This window comes from Mycobacterium gordonae (assembly GCF_001417955.2).
In the GTDB taxonomy this organism is placed as follows: Bacteria; Actinomycetota; Actinomycetes; order Mycobacteriales; family Mycobacteriaceae; genus Mycobacterium; species Mycobacterium gordonae_B.
Genome location: NZ_LKTM01000223.1, coordinates 1 through 14015 on the forward strand (window position 1 = coordinate 1; position 14015 = coordinate 14015).

General features: G+C 68.9%; 13 protein-coding genes and 1 pseudogene. 5 read left to right on the forward strand and 9 right to left on the reverse strand.

Going from position 1 to position 14015, the window contains the following annotated elements:
- The 5 genes and pseudogenes from AO501_RS40735 to AO501_RS16140 all read right to left on the reverse strand — a co-directional run.
- A partial coding sequence (locus tag AO501_RS40735; protein ID WP_419775679.1) for a PGRS repeat-containing protein occupies positions 1–298 on the reverse strand: 298 nt, incomplete at its 3' end.
- A 117-nt stretch (positions 299–415) separates the two neighbouring features.
- Positions 416–640 (reverse strand): annotated as a pseudogene (locus tag AO501_RS40740) (PE domain-containing protein); the annotation flags it as partial.
- Between the two features lie 99 nt (positions 641–739).
- The gene (locus AO501_RS16130; RefSeq protein ID WP_055578660.1) at positions 740–2899 is read right to left on the reverse strand and encodes an AAA family ATPase; all 2160 of its coding nucleotides are present in this window, start codon (positions 2897–2899) and stop codon (positions 740–742) included.
- Between the two features lies 1 nt (position 2900).
- The gene (gene pssA, locus AO501_RS16135) at positions 2901–3755 is read right to left on the reverse strand and encodes a CDP-diacylglycerol--serine O-phosphatidyltransferase (protein ID WP_055578661.1); all 855 of its coding nucleotides are present in this window, start codon (positions 3753–3755) and stop codon (positions 2901–2903) included.
- Positions 3752–4450, reverse strand: coding sequence for a phosphatidylserine decarboxylase (locus tag AO501_RS16140; RefSeq protein WP_156452607.1), 699 nt, complete (start codon positions 4448–4450; stop codon positions 3752–3754). The genes pssA and AO501_RS16140 overlap by 4 nt, the downstream gene beginning before the upstream one ends.
- Before the next feature lie 125 nt (positions 4451–4575).
- Here AO501_RS16140 and AO501_RS16145 point away from each other — a divergent pair, with 125 nt between their 5' ends.
- Entirely contained in the window at positions 4576–5721 is a 1146-nt protein-coding gene (locus AO501_RS16145; protein ID WP_082658689.1) for an MFS transporter, read from the forward strand.
- On the opposite strand, the gene glp is transcribed toward AO501_RS16145, so the two are convergent.
- Positions 5718–6923: a gephyrin-like molybdotransferase Glp gene (gene glp / locus AO501_RS16150; RefSeq protein ID WP_055578664.1), complete on the reverse strand. Its 1206-nt coding sequence runs from the start codon at positions 6921–6923 to the stop codon at positions 5718–5720. The genes AO501_RS16145 and glp overlap by 4 nt on opposite strands.
- A gap of 1 nt (position 6924) precedes the next feature.
- Positions 6925–7851: an SDR family NAD(P)-dependent oxidoreductase gene (locus AO501_RS16155; RefSeq protein WP_055578665.1), complete on the reverse strand. Its 927-nt coding sequence runs from the start codon at positions 7849–7851 to the stop codon at positions 6925–6927.
- 66 nt (positions 7852–7917) lie between these two features.
- On the opposite strand from AO501_RS16155, the gene AO501_RS16160 reads away from it, so the two are divergent.
- Positions 7918–8394 (forward strand): VOC family protein, encoded by a 477-nt coding sequence (locus AO501_RS16160; RefSeq protein WP_055578666.1) that lies wholly within the window; start codon positions 7918–7920, stop codon positions 8392–8394.
- The gene (locus AO501_RS16165; protein WP_055578667.1) at positions 8394–9833 is read left to right on the forward strand and encodes a flavin-containing monooxygenase; all 1440 of its coding nucleotides are present in this window, start codon (positions 8394–8396) and stop codon (positions 9831–9833) included. The genes AO501_RS16160 and AO501_RS16165 overlap by 1 nt, the downstream gene beginning before the upstream one ends.
- A gap of 20 nt (positions 9834–9853) precedes the next feature.
- Here AO501_RS16165 and AO501_RS16170 read toward each other — a convergent pair whose 3' ends face one another.
- A complete protein-coding gene (locus AO501_RS16170; protein ID WP_055578668.1) occupies positions 9854–10348 on the reverse strand; it encodes a cupin domain-containing protein in 495 nt (164 codons plus the stop codon).
- A 328-nt stretch (positions 10349–10676) separates the two neighbouring features.
- Here AO501_RS16170 and groL point away from each other — a divergent pair, with 328 nt between their 5' ends.
- Together groL and AO501_RS16180 are read left to right on the forward strand one after the other, a co-directional pair.
- Entirely contained in the window at positions 10677–12302 is a 1626-nt protein-coding gene (groL, locus tag AO501_RS16175; protein ID WP_055578669.1) for a chaperonin GroEL, read from the forward strand.
- A 65-nt stretch (positions 12303–12367) separates the two neighbouring features.
- Entirely contained in the window at positions 12368–13597 is a 1230-nt protein-coding gene (locus AO501_RS16180) for a TerC family protein (RefSeq protein WP_055578670.1), read from the forward strand.
- Here AO501_RS16180 and AO501_RS16185 read toward each other — a convergent pair.
- Positions 13575–13994: a hypothetical protein gene (locus AO501_RS16185; protein ID WP_055578671.1), complete on the reverse strand. Its 420-nt coding sequence runs from the start codon at positions 13992–13994 to the stop codon at positions 13575–13577. The two genes, AO501_RS16180 and AO501_RS16185, sit on opposite strands and share 23 nt — an antisense overlap.
- Positions 13995–14015 lie beyond the last annotated feature (21 nt).

Sequence of the window (14015 nt, forward strand, 5' to 3'; positions counted from 1 at the left end):
CGTTCAACACGAACCCGCCGGTGCCACCGGCCCCACCGGTGCCCAGCAGCCAGCCGCCGGCTCCGCCGGCACCGCCCGTCCCGCCGCCGGAGCCGCCGGCTCCGCCGGCTCCGCCGGAACCGATCAGCCCCGCCGCGCCGCCGGCCCCGCCGGCGAATCCGGCCGCTCCGGAACCGCCGGCGCCGCCATCACCGAGCAGCCAGCCGCCGGCCCCGCCGCCGGCCCCGGTGCCGGGGGCGCCGTTGGCGCCGTTGCCGATCAACGGGCGCCCGGTCAACGCCTGCACGGGCCCATTGATCGGCGCCAGCAGGCTCTCGCCCAGGGCGTGCAGATCCACCGATTGCAGTGCCGACAGATTCACGGCCTCTGCGCCGGCGTAGGCACCCGCACTTGCGCTCAACGTCTGCGCCAGCAGCTGCTCGAAGGCGGCCGCCTGCGCGTCGAGGGCCACAAAGCCCTGCGCGTAGTTGCCGAACAGCCGCGCGATCGCCGCCGACACCTCGTCGGCGGCCGCCGCCGCGACCGTCGTGGTCGACGGCGCCCACGACGCCGTCGCCTTCCTGATCGCCTCCCCGATCCCGCTTACATCGGCCGACGCGGCTGCCAGAGCTTCCGGGGCTGCGATCAGGAACGTCGACATCAGCGGCTCCCATCATTGGGGCGAAGCGAACGGCTAAATATATGGCACGGGACCCCGAAAGTGAATGGATCTGCAGCTGTTCGGCAGAGCGTTTCTTCGCTAGAGAACTTTGGCGAATTCGCGCAGTGACTGTATCTGCAAGGGATCCAGCGACGGGCGCACTTTTTCCCGGGCCGCGGCCAGGTCGGCCGCTGTGACGTCCGCGGCGTCGATGGAACGCCGCATCGCGGTCAGGGCGGCCTCGCGCAGCAGCGCCACACAGTCTGCGGCGCTGTATCCTTCGAGCCCGGCGGCCACCGCGTCCAGGTCGACGTCGGAGCTGAGCGGGATGGATTTGCCTGCGGTGCGCAGGATTTCGCGACGGGCATCGGCGTCGGGCGGCTCGACGAATACCAGCCGTTCCAGCCGGCCGGGCCGCAGCAGAGCCGGGTCGATCAGATCCGGTCGGTTCGTGGCGCCCAGCACGACGACGTCACGCAGCGGGTCGATGCCGTCGAGTTCGGTCAGCAGCGCGGCCACCACACGGTCGGTGACACCCGAGTCGAAGCTCTGTCCGCGCCGGGGCGCCAGTGCGTCGATCTCGTCGAGGAATACCAGCGAAGGCGCCGAATCGCGGGCCCGCCGGAACAATTCGCGCACCGCCTTCTCCGACGATCCGACCCATTTGTCCATCAGCTCAGAGCCTTTGACGGCGTGCACGCTCAGCTGTCCGGTGCTGGCCAGCGCACGGACCACGAAGGTCTTGCCGCAGCCCGGCGGGCCGTAGAGCAGCACCCCGCGCGGCGGGTCCACCCCGAGGCGGGAGAAGGTGTCCGGGTGCTGCAGCGGCCACAGCACCGCCTCGGTGAGCGCCTGCTTGGCCTCGACCATGTCGCCGACGTCGGCCAGGGTGACGCTGCCGACGACGACCTCTTCGCCGGCTGACCGCGACAGCGGCCTGATCACCGACAGCGCGCCGATCAGGTCGTCCTGGCTGAGTTTGGGTGGCTGACCGTCGGTACTGGCCCGCGACGCCGCCCGCAGCGCGGCCTCGCGCATCAGCGCCGCCAGGTCCGCGACCACGAATCCCGGTGTCCGGGCGGCGATCGCGTCGAGGTCGAGGTCGGTGGTGGGCACCTTCTTCAGCAGTGCCTCCAGCAGCGCCTTGCGGGTTCCGGCATCGGGCAACGGCAACCCCAGCTCACGGTCGCACAGCTCCGGTGAGCGCAGCCGGGCATCGATCTGGTCCGGCCGCGCCGAGGTGGCGATCAACGCGACGCCGTTGGTGGCCACGGCCTTGCGCAGCTCGGTGAGGATGAGCGCGGCCACCGGTTCGGGTGTTTCCGGTAGCAGGGCGTCGACGTCGGTGATCAGCAGCACCCCACCGCCGTCGCAAGCCTTGGTGACCGCGGCCGAGACCGCGCGCAGCCGGTCCTCGGCGGCCAGCGCGCCGGTGGCCGGGCCGTCGAGCTGCACCAACCTGCGTCCGGCGCACACCGCCCGCACCAGGGTCACTTTGCCGACACCGGCCGGCCCCGACACCAGGACACCGAGATTGGTGCCCGCTCCCAGTGTCTTCAGCAGGTGCGGCTCGTCGAGGGCGAGCTTGAGCCACTCGGTGAGCTTGGCCGCCTGCGGCTGCGCACCTTTGAGCTCTTCGACCTGCATCTCCGGGGTGGAGACGTCGACGGCCGGAATGACGTGCGAGGAGTCGGGCACCGCGGTGCCCCAGCTGACCAGCGTGTTCGGCTGGACGCTGACAGGTCCCTGAGGGTCCATGCCGGTGACCGTCAACAACTCGGATGTCCAGCTGATCCCTACCGACGAGGCCAGCGCGCGGGTGGCCGCCGACGTCGACGTGCCGGGTCCCAGGTCGCGCGGCAACAGCGACACCGCGTCCCCGACCGTCATCACCTTGCCGAGCAGTGCCTGGCGCAGCGTGGCCGACGACAGCGACTGGGTGGCCAGCGTCGAACCACTCAGCGTCACCGTGCGCGCCCCGTAGACGGTGACGGCGCTGACGATGACCTCGGTGCCCTCCCGCAGGCCGGCGTTGGACAACGTGACGTCGTCGAGCAGCACGATGCCGATCGGGATGTCGCCGGCGGCCATGGCCGCCACCGCCGCGGTGGTGCGGGATCCGGTGAGCGACACCGCATCCCACTCGCGGATGCCCAGGGCGACGATGGTGCTCGGGTGCAGCCGCACGACGCCCCGGCGCGAGTCGACCGCGGACGTGTTCAGCCGGGCGGTGAGAGTGAGGTGATTGGGCCGGGTCACGTCACCTGCCCGGTTTACGCAACCCGAGCCGCGCCATCGACCGTCGGTGCGGCTGGGCCCGCCGGGTCGCGCGCCGGGCGGCGCGTCGTTGCTTGTTGTCGTCCTCCCACGCTTCGGGGTGCTTGGCCAACCAGCGCTTGCTGCGCACCGCGAACGGGATGTGGCACACGTAGGAAATGATGATGACCCAGATCAGGATGTAGGGCGCCAGCACCGCGGCGGCGGCGGCGATCGCCAGCACCGCCAGTAGCGGGGCCGCCCAGTTCGGCGGCACGGCCAGGGTGTGGAACTTCTTCATCGGGATCGCGCTCACCATCAGCAGCGACGTCCCGGCGATCCAGAAGCCCAGGAACCAGATCGACGTCCACCAGCCTTCGCCGAACTGGAGCTTCAGGCCGATCGTCCCGATCATCGAGACGGCGCCTGCCGGCGCCGGCATGCCGACGAAGTACTCCTTGGCGTAGGGCGGCAGCGTCCCGTCGTCCTGCTGGGCGTTGTAGCGGGCCAGTCGCAGCACGACGCACACCGCGTAGAGCAACACGACGGCCCAGCCGACCGGCCATTTCGACAACAGGGTCACGTACACCACGAGGGCAGGGGTCACGCCGAAGTTCACCGAGTCGGCCAGCGAGTCGATCTCGGCCCCCATCCGCGACTGAGCGTCGAGGATCCGGGCCACCCGGCCGTCGAGGGCGTCGAGGATGGCGGCCACCGCGATCAGCGCCATCGCGGGAATCGGTTTGTGGTCGAGCGCGAACTTGATCGAGGTGAGGCCGGCGCAGATGGAGAGCACGGTCATGGCGCTGGGCAGCAGGTGCAGCGCCTCGGTGCGCCGGACCCGCGGTTTGTTGATCATGAGAGCTCTGCCAGGACGGTCTCGCCGCCCAGGGTGCGCTGGCCGAGACTGACGATCGGCTGCGCGCCCGGCGGCAGGTAGGTGTCCAGGCGCGAGCCGAACCGGATCAGTCCGTAGGTCTCTCCGATCGCCAGCCGGTCGCCGACATGTGCGTCGCACACGATGCGGCGCGCCACCAGTCCGGCGATCTGGACAACCACCAGGTCGTCTCCGTTGTCCATGCGGATGCGCACGCTGGTGCGCTCATTGGCCTCGCTGGCCTCGGGCAGGTCGGCCGACAGGAAGCTGCCCGGACGGTGCTGCACGGCGATCACCTCACCACTCACCGGGGCCCGCTGCACGTGGACGTCCAGGATCGACAGGAAAATGCTGATGCGCGGCATGGCCGTGTCACCCATGCTCAGCTCCGCGGGCGGGACGGCTGAGTCGATCACGCAGACCGTGCCGTCGGCGGGAGCGACCACGGCACCGGGCCGGGTGGGAGGCACCCGCTTCGGGTGCCGGAAGAAACCCGCGCAGGCGCCCGCCGCCAGCAGCCCGGTCCGGCGCACCCAGCGGTGCCGGTAGCCGACGGCGGCCAGGGCCAGGCCCGCACCGATGAACGGCCGCCCGCCCGGGTGGATCGGGGGAACGGTGTCCCGCACCAACTCGATCAGGTGCGCGGGACCTTCGGAAGAACCAGGGCGTCGTGCCACGCGGGTCATCTTACGTATGGGCGCGGCGGCGGCGTGGTTCGTTGGGTCCCGGGCAGGGAAAGCTGAGAGCGAACCCGCCCGTTCGAGGAGTCCGACATCCGACCCAGTCCTTGCACGGCGCGGCGCTGCGCCGCGCAAAGATCGGCGTCACCGCGACGTTCGTCGCTCATGCCGTGGTGTTTTCGTCCTGGGCTGCCCACATCCCGCAGGTCAAGGCGGGCCTCGGGTTGTCCGACGGGGCTTTGGGGTCGGCGCTGTTCGGTGCGCCGCTCGGCTCGGTCGCGGCGACGTTGTTCAGCCACTGGGCGCTGCCCCGCTGGGGCAGTCGCCGGCTGGCGCCCATCATGGTCGCGGGCTACTCGCTCGCCCCGATGACCGTCGGGCTGGCGACTTCCGGCGCATGGCTGTTTCTGGCCCTGATGCTGTGGGGCTGGTTCCAGGGTGCGCTGGACGTCGCGATGAACACCCAGGCCGGCACCGTGGAGCGACAGGCCCGCGCCCCGATCATGGCCCGGTTTCACGGCATGTGGAGTCTGGGCGCGCTGGTGGGCGCGGTGATAGGGGCGGCCTGCGTCAGCGTCGGCGTCGGCCTCGAACCCCAGCTGGTGGTGCTGGGGGCCCTGGTGCTGGTGCTGGTCGGCCCGCTGACCCTGCGCTTCATCGACGACGAGACCGTCGACGCCGAGGCAGGCGAGCGGGTGCGCGTCTGGACACCGGCGGTGGCGATCCTGGCCGCGGTGGCATTCGCGTCGTTCCTGTGCGAAGGCGCCGCCACCGACTGGTCGGCGAATTTCGTGCACGACGTCGTCGGAGCCGGGGCCGGGGTGTCCGCTTTGAGCTACGCGGCGTACACCCTGGCGATGGTGGTGATCCGGTTCGGCGCGCTGCGCCTGCACGCCCGGGTCTCGGCTCGTCGGCTGCTGCCGGGGCTGGCACTGGTCGCTGTCGTCGGTATCAGCGTCACGCTGGTCGCCGCCGATCCGGTTGCCAGCGTGGTCGGTTTCGCCTGCGTGGGAGCGGGGGTGGCGCTGCTGGTGCCCACGGCGTTCAGCGCCGCCTACGCGGCCGGCAACGGCGGTTCGGCGATCGCCCTGGTCGCCGCGGCCGGTTGGGTGGGCTATCTGCTCGGGCCGCCGCTGATCGGCCATCTCGCCGGATGGGTCGGACTGTCGGGAGCGCTGGTCACCATTCCGGTGGTGCTCTCGGTCGCGGCGCTCGCGGTCGCGGCCACCTCAGCTTTCGACGCGGCCGACGATTTTCATCGCGATTAGCTCAGGTCCCATACCTGCAGCTCGGTACCCGCCGGCACCTCGACCACGTCCTCGGGGATGTCCAGCAGTGCGTTAGCCGACGCCAGCCAGCGCAGATGGTGCGAAGCGGGTGGCCCGTAACTGGTGACCCGGCCCGCCGCGGGATCGAGGATGGCGCGCCGGAACTGCCGCTTGCCGCGGGGTGAGGTCACCGCCTCGGTCAGCACCGCGGCCCGCTTCGGCCGCTGCGGGCCGGGCAGGCCCATGGCTGCGCGCAACGCGGGCCGGATGAACACCTCGAAGGAGACCAGCGCGCTGACCGGGTTGCCGGGCAACGTGATGATGGGCGTTCCGGCCACGAACCCGGCACCCTGCGGCATGCCCGGCTGCATCGCGACCTTGACGAACTGCACGCCCTGATCCCCCTCGCGGCCGAAGGCGTCTTTGACCACCTCGTAGGCGCCGGCGCTGACCCCGCCGCTGGTGATGATCAGGTCCGCGTCGGGCGCGTAGCGGTCCAGGACCGCGGTGAACTGCGCGACGTCGTCGCCGGCGGTCGCGGTGGCGAGCACTTCGGCACCGGCCTCGCGGACGGCGGCCGCGAGCATCACCGAGTTGGACTCGTAGATCTGCCCGGGTTGCAGCGGCGTGCCCGGCGCCACCAGCTCGGAGCCGGTCGACATCAGCAGCACCCGCTGCCGGGGTACCACCGGCAACGCCGCCAGCCCCAGCGCGGCGAGCAGGCCGAGCGCGGCCGGTGTCACCACCTCGCCCGCACGCAGCACGGTGGTGCCCGCGTTCACGTCCTCGCCCGCTCGGCGGATGTGTTTGCCCGCGTCGGAATGCTGCCGGATCTGCACCGACCGCACGCCGCCGTCGGTGGCCTCCACCGGCACGATGGCCGTGGCCCCGGCCGGCAGCGGCGCCCCGGTCATGATCCGGTGGGCGGTACCGGGTTGCAGGGCCAGTTCGTCGGTGCGGCCGGCGGGAATGTCCTCGGCGACCGGCAGCACGACGGGCCGCTCGGGCGTCGCGCCCGCGGTGTCCTCGGCCCGCACCGCGTAACCGTCCATCGCGGAGTTGTCGAAGACCGGCAGGGACAGGGGCGCGACGATGTCGTCGGCCAGGACCAGGCCCAGAGCGTCGGCCAGCGGGACCGTGGCCGCGGGGCGGGACGTGATCATGTCCGCGATCACGCGCTGGTGTTCGGTGACGGAACGCATGTCAGACCGGGAACTTCACGCCGGTGAGTTCCTCGGAGACACTCCACAGCCGGCGTTGCAGGTCCGCGTCGTGCGACTGCGCGCTGGACTGCACCAGCCTGGGGTGGCCACGTTGCTCACCCAGGCCGTCCGGCCCGTAGTACTGTCCGCCCTGCGCGGACGGGTCGGTGGCCGCCCGCAGCGTGGGCAGCGCACCGGCCTCCGCGCTCTGGAACAGCAGCGGCGCCAGGGCGTTGAGCGGCCGCAGGATGCGCGGGACATTGCGGGCCAGTTCGGTGGCCGAACCGCCGGGATGTGCGGCGACGGCGATGGTGGGTGCGGCCGCGGTAGAGAGCCGGCGCTGCAACTCATAGGTGAACAGCAGGTTGGCCAGCTTCGACTGTCCGTAGGCGCCGATGCGGCTGTAGCTGCGTTCCCACTGCAAGTCGTCGAAGTGAATCGCGGCGCGCATGCGGTGGCCGAGGCTGCTGACCGTCACCACCCGGGAGCCGTCCAATTGCAGCATGTGGTCCAGCAACAGCCCGGTGAACGCGAAGTGGCCGAGATGGTTTGTGCCGAACTGCAATTCGAAGCCGTCGGCGGTCAGCTCCTTCGGTGTCCACATCACGCCCGCGTTGTTGATCAGCAGGTCGATGCGGGGGTGGGTGCTGCGCAGTTCGTCGGCGGCCCGACGCACCGAGGCCAGCGAACTGAGGTCGAGCTGGGTCAGCGTGATGTCCGCGTCCGCTTTGGCGGCGACGATTCGGGACAACGCCGCATTGCCCTTCTCCTGGTTGCGCACCGCCAGCACAACGCGGGCGCCGTGGCAGGCCAGCGCGGCGGCGGTGTGGTAGCCGAGCCCGGTGTTGGCGCCCGTGACGACGACGGTGCGGCCGCTCTGGTCGGGGATGTCGGCTGTCGTCCACTTCCTGGTGCCACTGGAGGTCATGGGGCACAACTTACTCAACCCGACAGACCGGCTGCCCGTTGGCGAAAGCCGGGTAACGTCGAGAACGTGATTACCGGTCTGGCGCACGCCGGGGTGTGCGTACCCGACTGTGAGGCTGCCGTCGCGTTCTATCGCGACGTGTTAGGCCTGCGTGTGCTCTCGCCGCCGTACATCATGTCCGGTAATGCCATTCGCGACGACATGGGCGAACTGGTGTCCGATCCCGCTATGAAGGCCGCCGTCGTCGGCCTGCCCGGTGACGGCGATCGAGTGCTGGAGGTGATCGAGTACATCAATGTCGAGGGTGCCGCGACAGACCGTGCTCTGACCGATCACGGCTTGTCGCATGTCGGGCTGATTTGCGACGACCTCGACGCGACCCGCGCCGAGCTGGAAAGCGAAGGGGTGCGGTTCCTGGTCAGTGGGATCGCCGATGTCGCGCGGGTCCGCACCACCTGGTTCGCCGACCCGTGGGGCGTGGTGTTCATCCTGGTGGAGAAGAGCCGGCCCGGGCGCCCCTATTTCGCGCAGTTCGGGGCGTGATGTCCCCGAAAATCAAGGTGGGCGTCATCGGCGCGGGCGCCGGCGGCATCGCCATGGGGATTCAACTCGCCGCCGGCGGCTATGACTTCACGATCTTCGACCGCGCGGACGGGTTCGGGGGAACCTGGCGGCACAACACCTTCCCCGGCGCGGCCTGCGATGTGCCGTCGCACCTCTACTCCTACTCGTTCGCACTCAACCCCCGCTGGAGCAAGACGTACGCGAACCAGCCCGAGATCCTGGCCTACCTGGAGAAGGTCGCCGCAGACCATGGGCTGGGCGCACACCTGCGGCCGAACACCGCGATCACGACCCTGCGATGGTCGGATCAGTCGAGGCGCTGGACCCTGACGGACCAGGACGGCCGCCAACACGATTTCGACGTCGTGGTGAGCGCGGTCGGGATGCTCGACGTGCCCAACGTGCCGGACATCCCCGGTGCGCAGCGATTCCTCGGTAGGCAGTTCCACTCGGCCCGTTGGGACCACAGCAGGTCGACTGCCGGGGAACGGGTCGCGTCCATCGGCACTGGCGCCAGCGCCGTTCAGTACGTCCCGGCGATCGCGCGAGACACCGCGCAGCTCACCGTCTTCCAGCGCACCCCGATCTGGATCGCACCCCGATTCGACTTCCCGTTCACCGCCGAGCAGCACGAGGAGTTCGAACGCCATCCCGAGATCGCGCAGAAGCTGCGCGACGAGGCGTTCGCCGCCTACGAGTCGGCCACTTTCGACACCGACGACAGACAGACCCGGGAGGCGACCGAACTGGCGCGCAGCTATCTGCACCGCAAGGTCGCCGACCCCGAATTGCGGGCCAAGCTGACGCCGGATTACCCGGCCGGCTGCAAGCGGCCGTTGATGTCGCGGGAGTGGTACCCGACCTTCGCTCTGCCGCATGTCCGTCTGGAGACCACCGCCATCGCGGAGCTGACCGAGCGGGGGGTCCGCACCGTCGACGGGGTCGAGCACCGCGTCGACACCGTCATCTACGGCACCGGGTTCAAGGCCGCCGACTACCTGGACAGCATCGACGTATACGGGAGCGGCGGCCGGCACCTGCGCGACGACTGGCGTGGCGGTGCCGAGGCCTACCTCGGCACCCTGGTGAGCGGCTATCCCAACTTCTTCACCCTCTACGGCCCCAACACCAACGGGGTCAACTCGATCATCTACATCCATGAGGTCCAGACCACCTTCGTCCGCCACATCCTCGACGTGGTGGGCCGCCAGGGTGCGCGCACGATCGAGGTGACGATGGACGCACAGCACCGCTACAACGACGAGATCCAGGCCGCGATGGTGGGCAAGGTCTGGTTGGCCTGCTCCAACTATTTCCGTCATCCCAGCGGCAAGGTAGTGACCCAGCTGCCCTTCAGCGGCCGGACGTTCTTCGAACGGACCCGTGCGATGGTCGCCGAGGACTACGTGCTGAGTTGACGCTCGCGGGGGTCCGGGGGTTACTCCACGATGTGGTTGTCGTGCGCCGCGAACCACGCGCGGCGCTCGTCGTCGGTCATGTCCGCCAGCGCGGTGAAGCCTTCGAAGTAGGCCTCGCGGGGTGCGCCCGGCGAGAAGAGCATCAGCATCGACGCCGGTTCGGCGACCTCGTTGCGGAAGCCGTGGATGCCGCCCGGCGGCACATAGAGGAAGTCGCCCTGATTTCCATCGACCCAGTCCCGGCCGTCGTAGAGCCGCATGGTCCCGGACAGCACGAAGAAGGCCTCGGACATCGAACGGTGGAAATGCGGACCGGGTCCGCCGCCGGCGGGCGCGATGTCGACCCGGTACAGCCCGTAGTCGCCGTCGGTGGCTTCCTTATTGGCCAGGTAGTGGTACTTCACCCCGAAGTTCTCGTAGTCCGGTGGCTCATCGCCGCGCTTGAGCCACGCGCTGACCTCCGGTTCCGCTCTGGTGTAGCGAGGCTTGGGATATGGCGGCACGAACAGCGACATCTCTTCAGTCTGCCGCGCACCGGGCCGGCGGGATCCCTCCGGCGAGGGTGAATCTCGCGACGCGACACGCGGACGGGACGTCGGGGTGTTCACAATCGCCGCTTCAGCCCACGGCGAACGAGACCGGCCGACCTTGCACTCGGCATAGGCGAGTGCTAATAATGACGTTGGCACTCGGCATAGGCGAGTGCCAGGTCGGGACGGTGAGGTCCAGCAACCAACCGCTGTGATCGTCCGTCGCGGGCACTGCGCCCGGCCAGCGTAAGTAATGGGGTTGTCGTCACTCGCGACCCCAATTTCATTCCCAATCCGGAGGAATCACTTCGCAATGGCCAAGACAATTGCGTACGACGAAGAGGCCCGTCGCGGCCTCGAGCGGGGCCTCAACGCCCTCGCCGACGCGGTAAAGGTGACGCTGGGGCCCAAGGGCCGCAACGTCGTACTGGAGAAGAAGTGGGGCGCTCCCACGATCACCAACGATGGTGTGTCCATCGCCAAGGAGATCGAGCTGGAGGACCCGTACGAGAAGATCGGCGCCGAGCTGGTCAAGGAAGTCGCCAAGAAGACCGACGACGTTGCCGGTGACGGCACCACCACGGCCACCGTGCTGGCGCAGGCGCTGGTCAAGGAGGGCCTGCGCAACGTCGCTGCCGGTGCCAACCCGCTGGGTCTGAAGCGCGGCATCGAGAAGGCCGTCGAGAAGGTCACCCAGACCCTGCTCAACTCGGCCAAGGACGTCGAGACCAAGGAGCAGATCGCGGCCACCGCGGGCATCTCCGCGGGCGACCAGTCGATCGGCGACCTGATCGCCGAGGCGATGGACAAGGTCGGCAACGAGGGCGTCATCACCGTCGAGGAGTCCAACACCTTCGGCCTGCAGCTCGAGCTCACCGAGGGCATGCGGTTCGACAAGGGTTACATCTCGGGCTACTTCGTCACCGACGCCGAGCGTCAGGAAGCTGTCCTGGAAGACCCCTACATCCTGCTGGTCTCCAGCAAGGTGTCGACCGTCAAGGACCTGCTGCCGTTGCTGGAGAAGGTCATTCAGGGCGGCAAGCCGCTGCTGATCATCGCCGAGGACGTCGAGGGTGAGGCACTGTCCACCCTCGTCGTGAACAAGATCCGCGGCACCTTCAAGTCGGTGGCGGTCAAGGCCCCCGGCTTCGGTGACCGTCGCAAGGCGATGCTGCAGGACATGGCCATCCTCACCGGTGGTCAGGTCATCAGCGAAGAGGTCGGTCTGTCCCTCGAGACCGCCGACATCTCGCTGCTCGGCAAGGCCCGCAAGGTCGTCATCACCAAGGACGAGACCACCATCGTCGAGGGCGCCGGTGACCCCGACGCCATCGCCGGCCGGGTGGCCCAGATCCGCGCCGAGATCGAGAACAGCGACTCCGACTACGACCGCGAGAAGCTGCAGGAGCGCCTGGCCAAGCTGGCCGGCGGTGTTGCGGTGATCAAGGCCGGGGCTGCCACCGAGGTGGAGCTCAAGGAGCGCAAGCACCGCATCGAGGACGCCGTCCGCAACGCCAAGGCGGCCGTCGAGGAGGGCATCGTCGCCGGTGGTGGCGTGGCCCTGCTGCAGTCGGCTCCGGCCCTGGCCGAGCTCGACCTCAAGGGCGACGAGGCGACCGGTGCCAACATCGTGCGCGTCGCGCTCGAGGCTCCGCTGAAGCAGATCGCCTTCAACTCCGGGCTGGAGCCCGGCGTGGTGGCCGAGAAGGTTCGCAACTCGCCCGCCGGCACCGGCCTGAACGCCGCCACCGGTGAGTACGAGGACCTGCTCAAGGCCGGCGTTGCCGACCCGGTCAAGGTGACCCGTTCGGCGCTGCAGAACGCGGCGTCCATCGCGGGCCTGTTCCTGACCACCGAGGCCGTCGTCGCCGACAAGCCGGAGAAGGCGGCCGCTCCGGCGGGCGACCCGACCGGCGGCATGGGCGGTATGGACTTCTAGGAAGTCGACGAGAAGCCCGGCTCCTTCAAGGGAGCCGGGCTTTTTCGTGTGATAGGGGGTATTGCATGGACGTTCCCGACTGGGTGTGGGCCCTGACGATCGTGGCCATCGTGGGCCTGCTGGCCTTCGACTTCGTCTTCCACGTCCGCAAGGCGCATGTTCCGACGCTGCGGGAGGCCGCAGTGTGGTCGGCCGGGTATGTGGGGATAGCCCTGCTGTTCGGTGTCGGCCTGGTGATCTTCGGCAGTGGCGAGGCGGGTCCGGAGTACTTCGCCGGTTATGTCACCGAAAAGGCGCTGTCGGTCGACAACCTGTTCGTCTTCCTGGTGATCATCGCCAGCTTCCGGGTTCCCCGCGAGGATCAGCAGAAGGTGCTGCTGTTCGGGATCGCCTTCGCCCTGATCGCCCGCACCGGATTCATCTTTCTGGGTGCTGCGCTGATCAATGCGTTTGCATGGGTTTTCTACCTGTTCGGCCTGATCCTGCTGCTCACCGCGGGCAGTGTGCTGAAGAACGACCACGACGACGACGATCGCAAAGCCGACAACGTCGTCATCCGGCTGGCCAAGAAGGTAATCCGTACCAGCGAGCATTACGACGGCGACAAGCTGTTCACCACCATCGACGGCAAGCGGGCGATGACGCCGATGCTGCTGGTCATGGTGGCTATCGGGGGCACGGACATTTTGTTCGCGCTGGACTCGATCCCGGCCATCTTCGGCCTCACCCAGCACGTCTACATCGTGTTCACCGCGACGGCGTTCTCGCTGCTCGGTCTGCGGCAGCTGTATTTCCTCGTCGACGGCCTGCTGGACCGCCTCATCTACCTGTCCTACGGACTGGCGGGAATCCTCGGCCTCATCGGTGTGAAGCTGATCCTGCACGCCCTACACGAGAACAACGTCCCGTTCATCAACGGCGGTGAGCCGGTGAAGGTCGTCGAGATCAGCACATCGCTGTCGCTGTCGGTGATCGTCGGCGTCCTGGTCGTCACCGTGGTGGCCTCGTTGCTCAGCCGGAAGGGCAAGGCGATGACGGCGATCGCCAACGCCCGCCGGCACGCGACGGCCTATCTGGATTCCGAATACACCCACGACCCCCAGGAGCGCGAACGCATCTTCCGCAAGCTGCTCGACGAGCGCGACCAGATCATGGCGCTCGGACCGAAGTACCAGCAGTTGGTCCGCGAGCAGCCGGCACTGACCGAACTGCTCGACGATGCGGCAGCCAAGCACGACGAGGCCGTGGATCGCGGGGAAGCCGAGCCGTTCGTCAGGAAGGGTTTGACGGGCTAGGCAACGAGAACACCACGCAGTCGTGCAGGCAGCCGTTGGCCGCCGAGAGGGAGTCGGCGTTGCGGTGCAGCAGCGCGCGCGTGGGGACGACCGCACAGCGCACCGTCTCGGCTCCCGCATCGGAGATCTCGGCGCGCCCGTCGACGATCAGCGAATAGCCGCCAAGTGCCGGTGGTGGCCACACCAGGGTGACGTTGCTGCGGTGGGCCAGGTTGGTGCGGGTGCCGCCGCCGATCAGCCCGACGTCCAGCACCGCGAGGTCGCGCAGCACCGGCTCGACGGTCACGGTGTGCGCGCGGTAGTCGTCGTCGACGGTGATCAGGTAGGCGAAGGGGTAGCTCGGCAGGGTGTCGGCCAACCGCTGGAAATCGACCGGTTTGCTGGTCTTTGCAGCCATGGGTCGAGAATAGGCGCGCGG

Excerpts from the sequence above, each read along its gene's own strand:
- AO501_RS16155 (WP_055578665.1), bottom strand. The coding sequence starts at position 7,851 with ATGACCTCCAGTGGCACCAGGAAGTGGACGACAGCCGACATCCCCGAC.
- AO501_RS16185 (WP_055578671.1), bottom strand. The coding sequence starts at position 13,994 with ATGGCTGCAAAGACCAGCAAACCGGTCGATTTCCAGCGGTTGGCCGAC.
- AO501_RS16180 (WP_055578670.1), top strand. The coding sequence starts at position 12,368 with ATGGACGTTCCCGACTGGGTGTGGGCCCTGACGATCGTGGCCATCGTG.
- pssA (WP_055578661.1), bottom strand. The coding sequence starts at position 3,755 with ATGATCAACAAACCGCGGGTCCGGCGCACCGAGGCGCTGCACCTGCTG.
- groL (WP_055578669.1), top strand. The coding sequence starts at position 10,677 with ATGGCCAAGACAATTGCGTACGACGAAGAGGCCCGTCGCGGCCTCGAG.
- AO501_RS16170 (WP_055578668.1), bottom strand. The coding sequence starts at position 10,348 with ATGTCGCTGTTCGTGCCGCCATATCCCAAGCCTCGCTACACCAGAGCG.
- glp (WP_055578664.1), bottom strand. The coding sequence starts at position 6,923 with ATGCGTTCCGTCACCGAACACCAGCGCGTGATCGCGGACATGATCACG.
- AO501_RS16165 (WP_055578667.1), top strand. The coding sequence starts at position 8,394 with ATGTCCCCGAAAATCAAGGTGGGCGTCATCGGCGCGGGCGCCGGCGGC.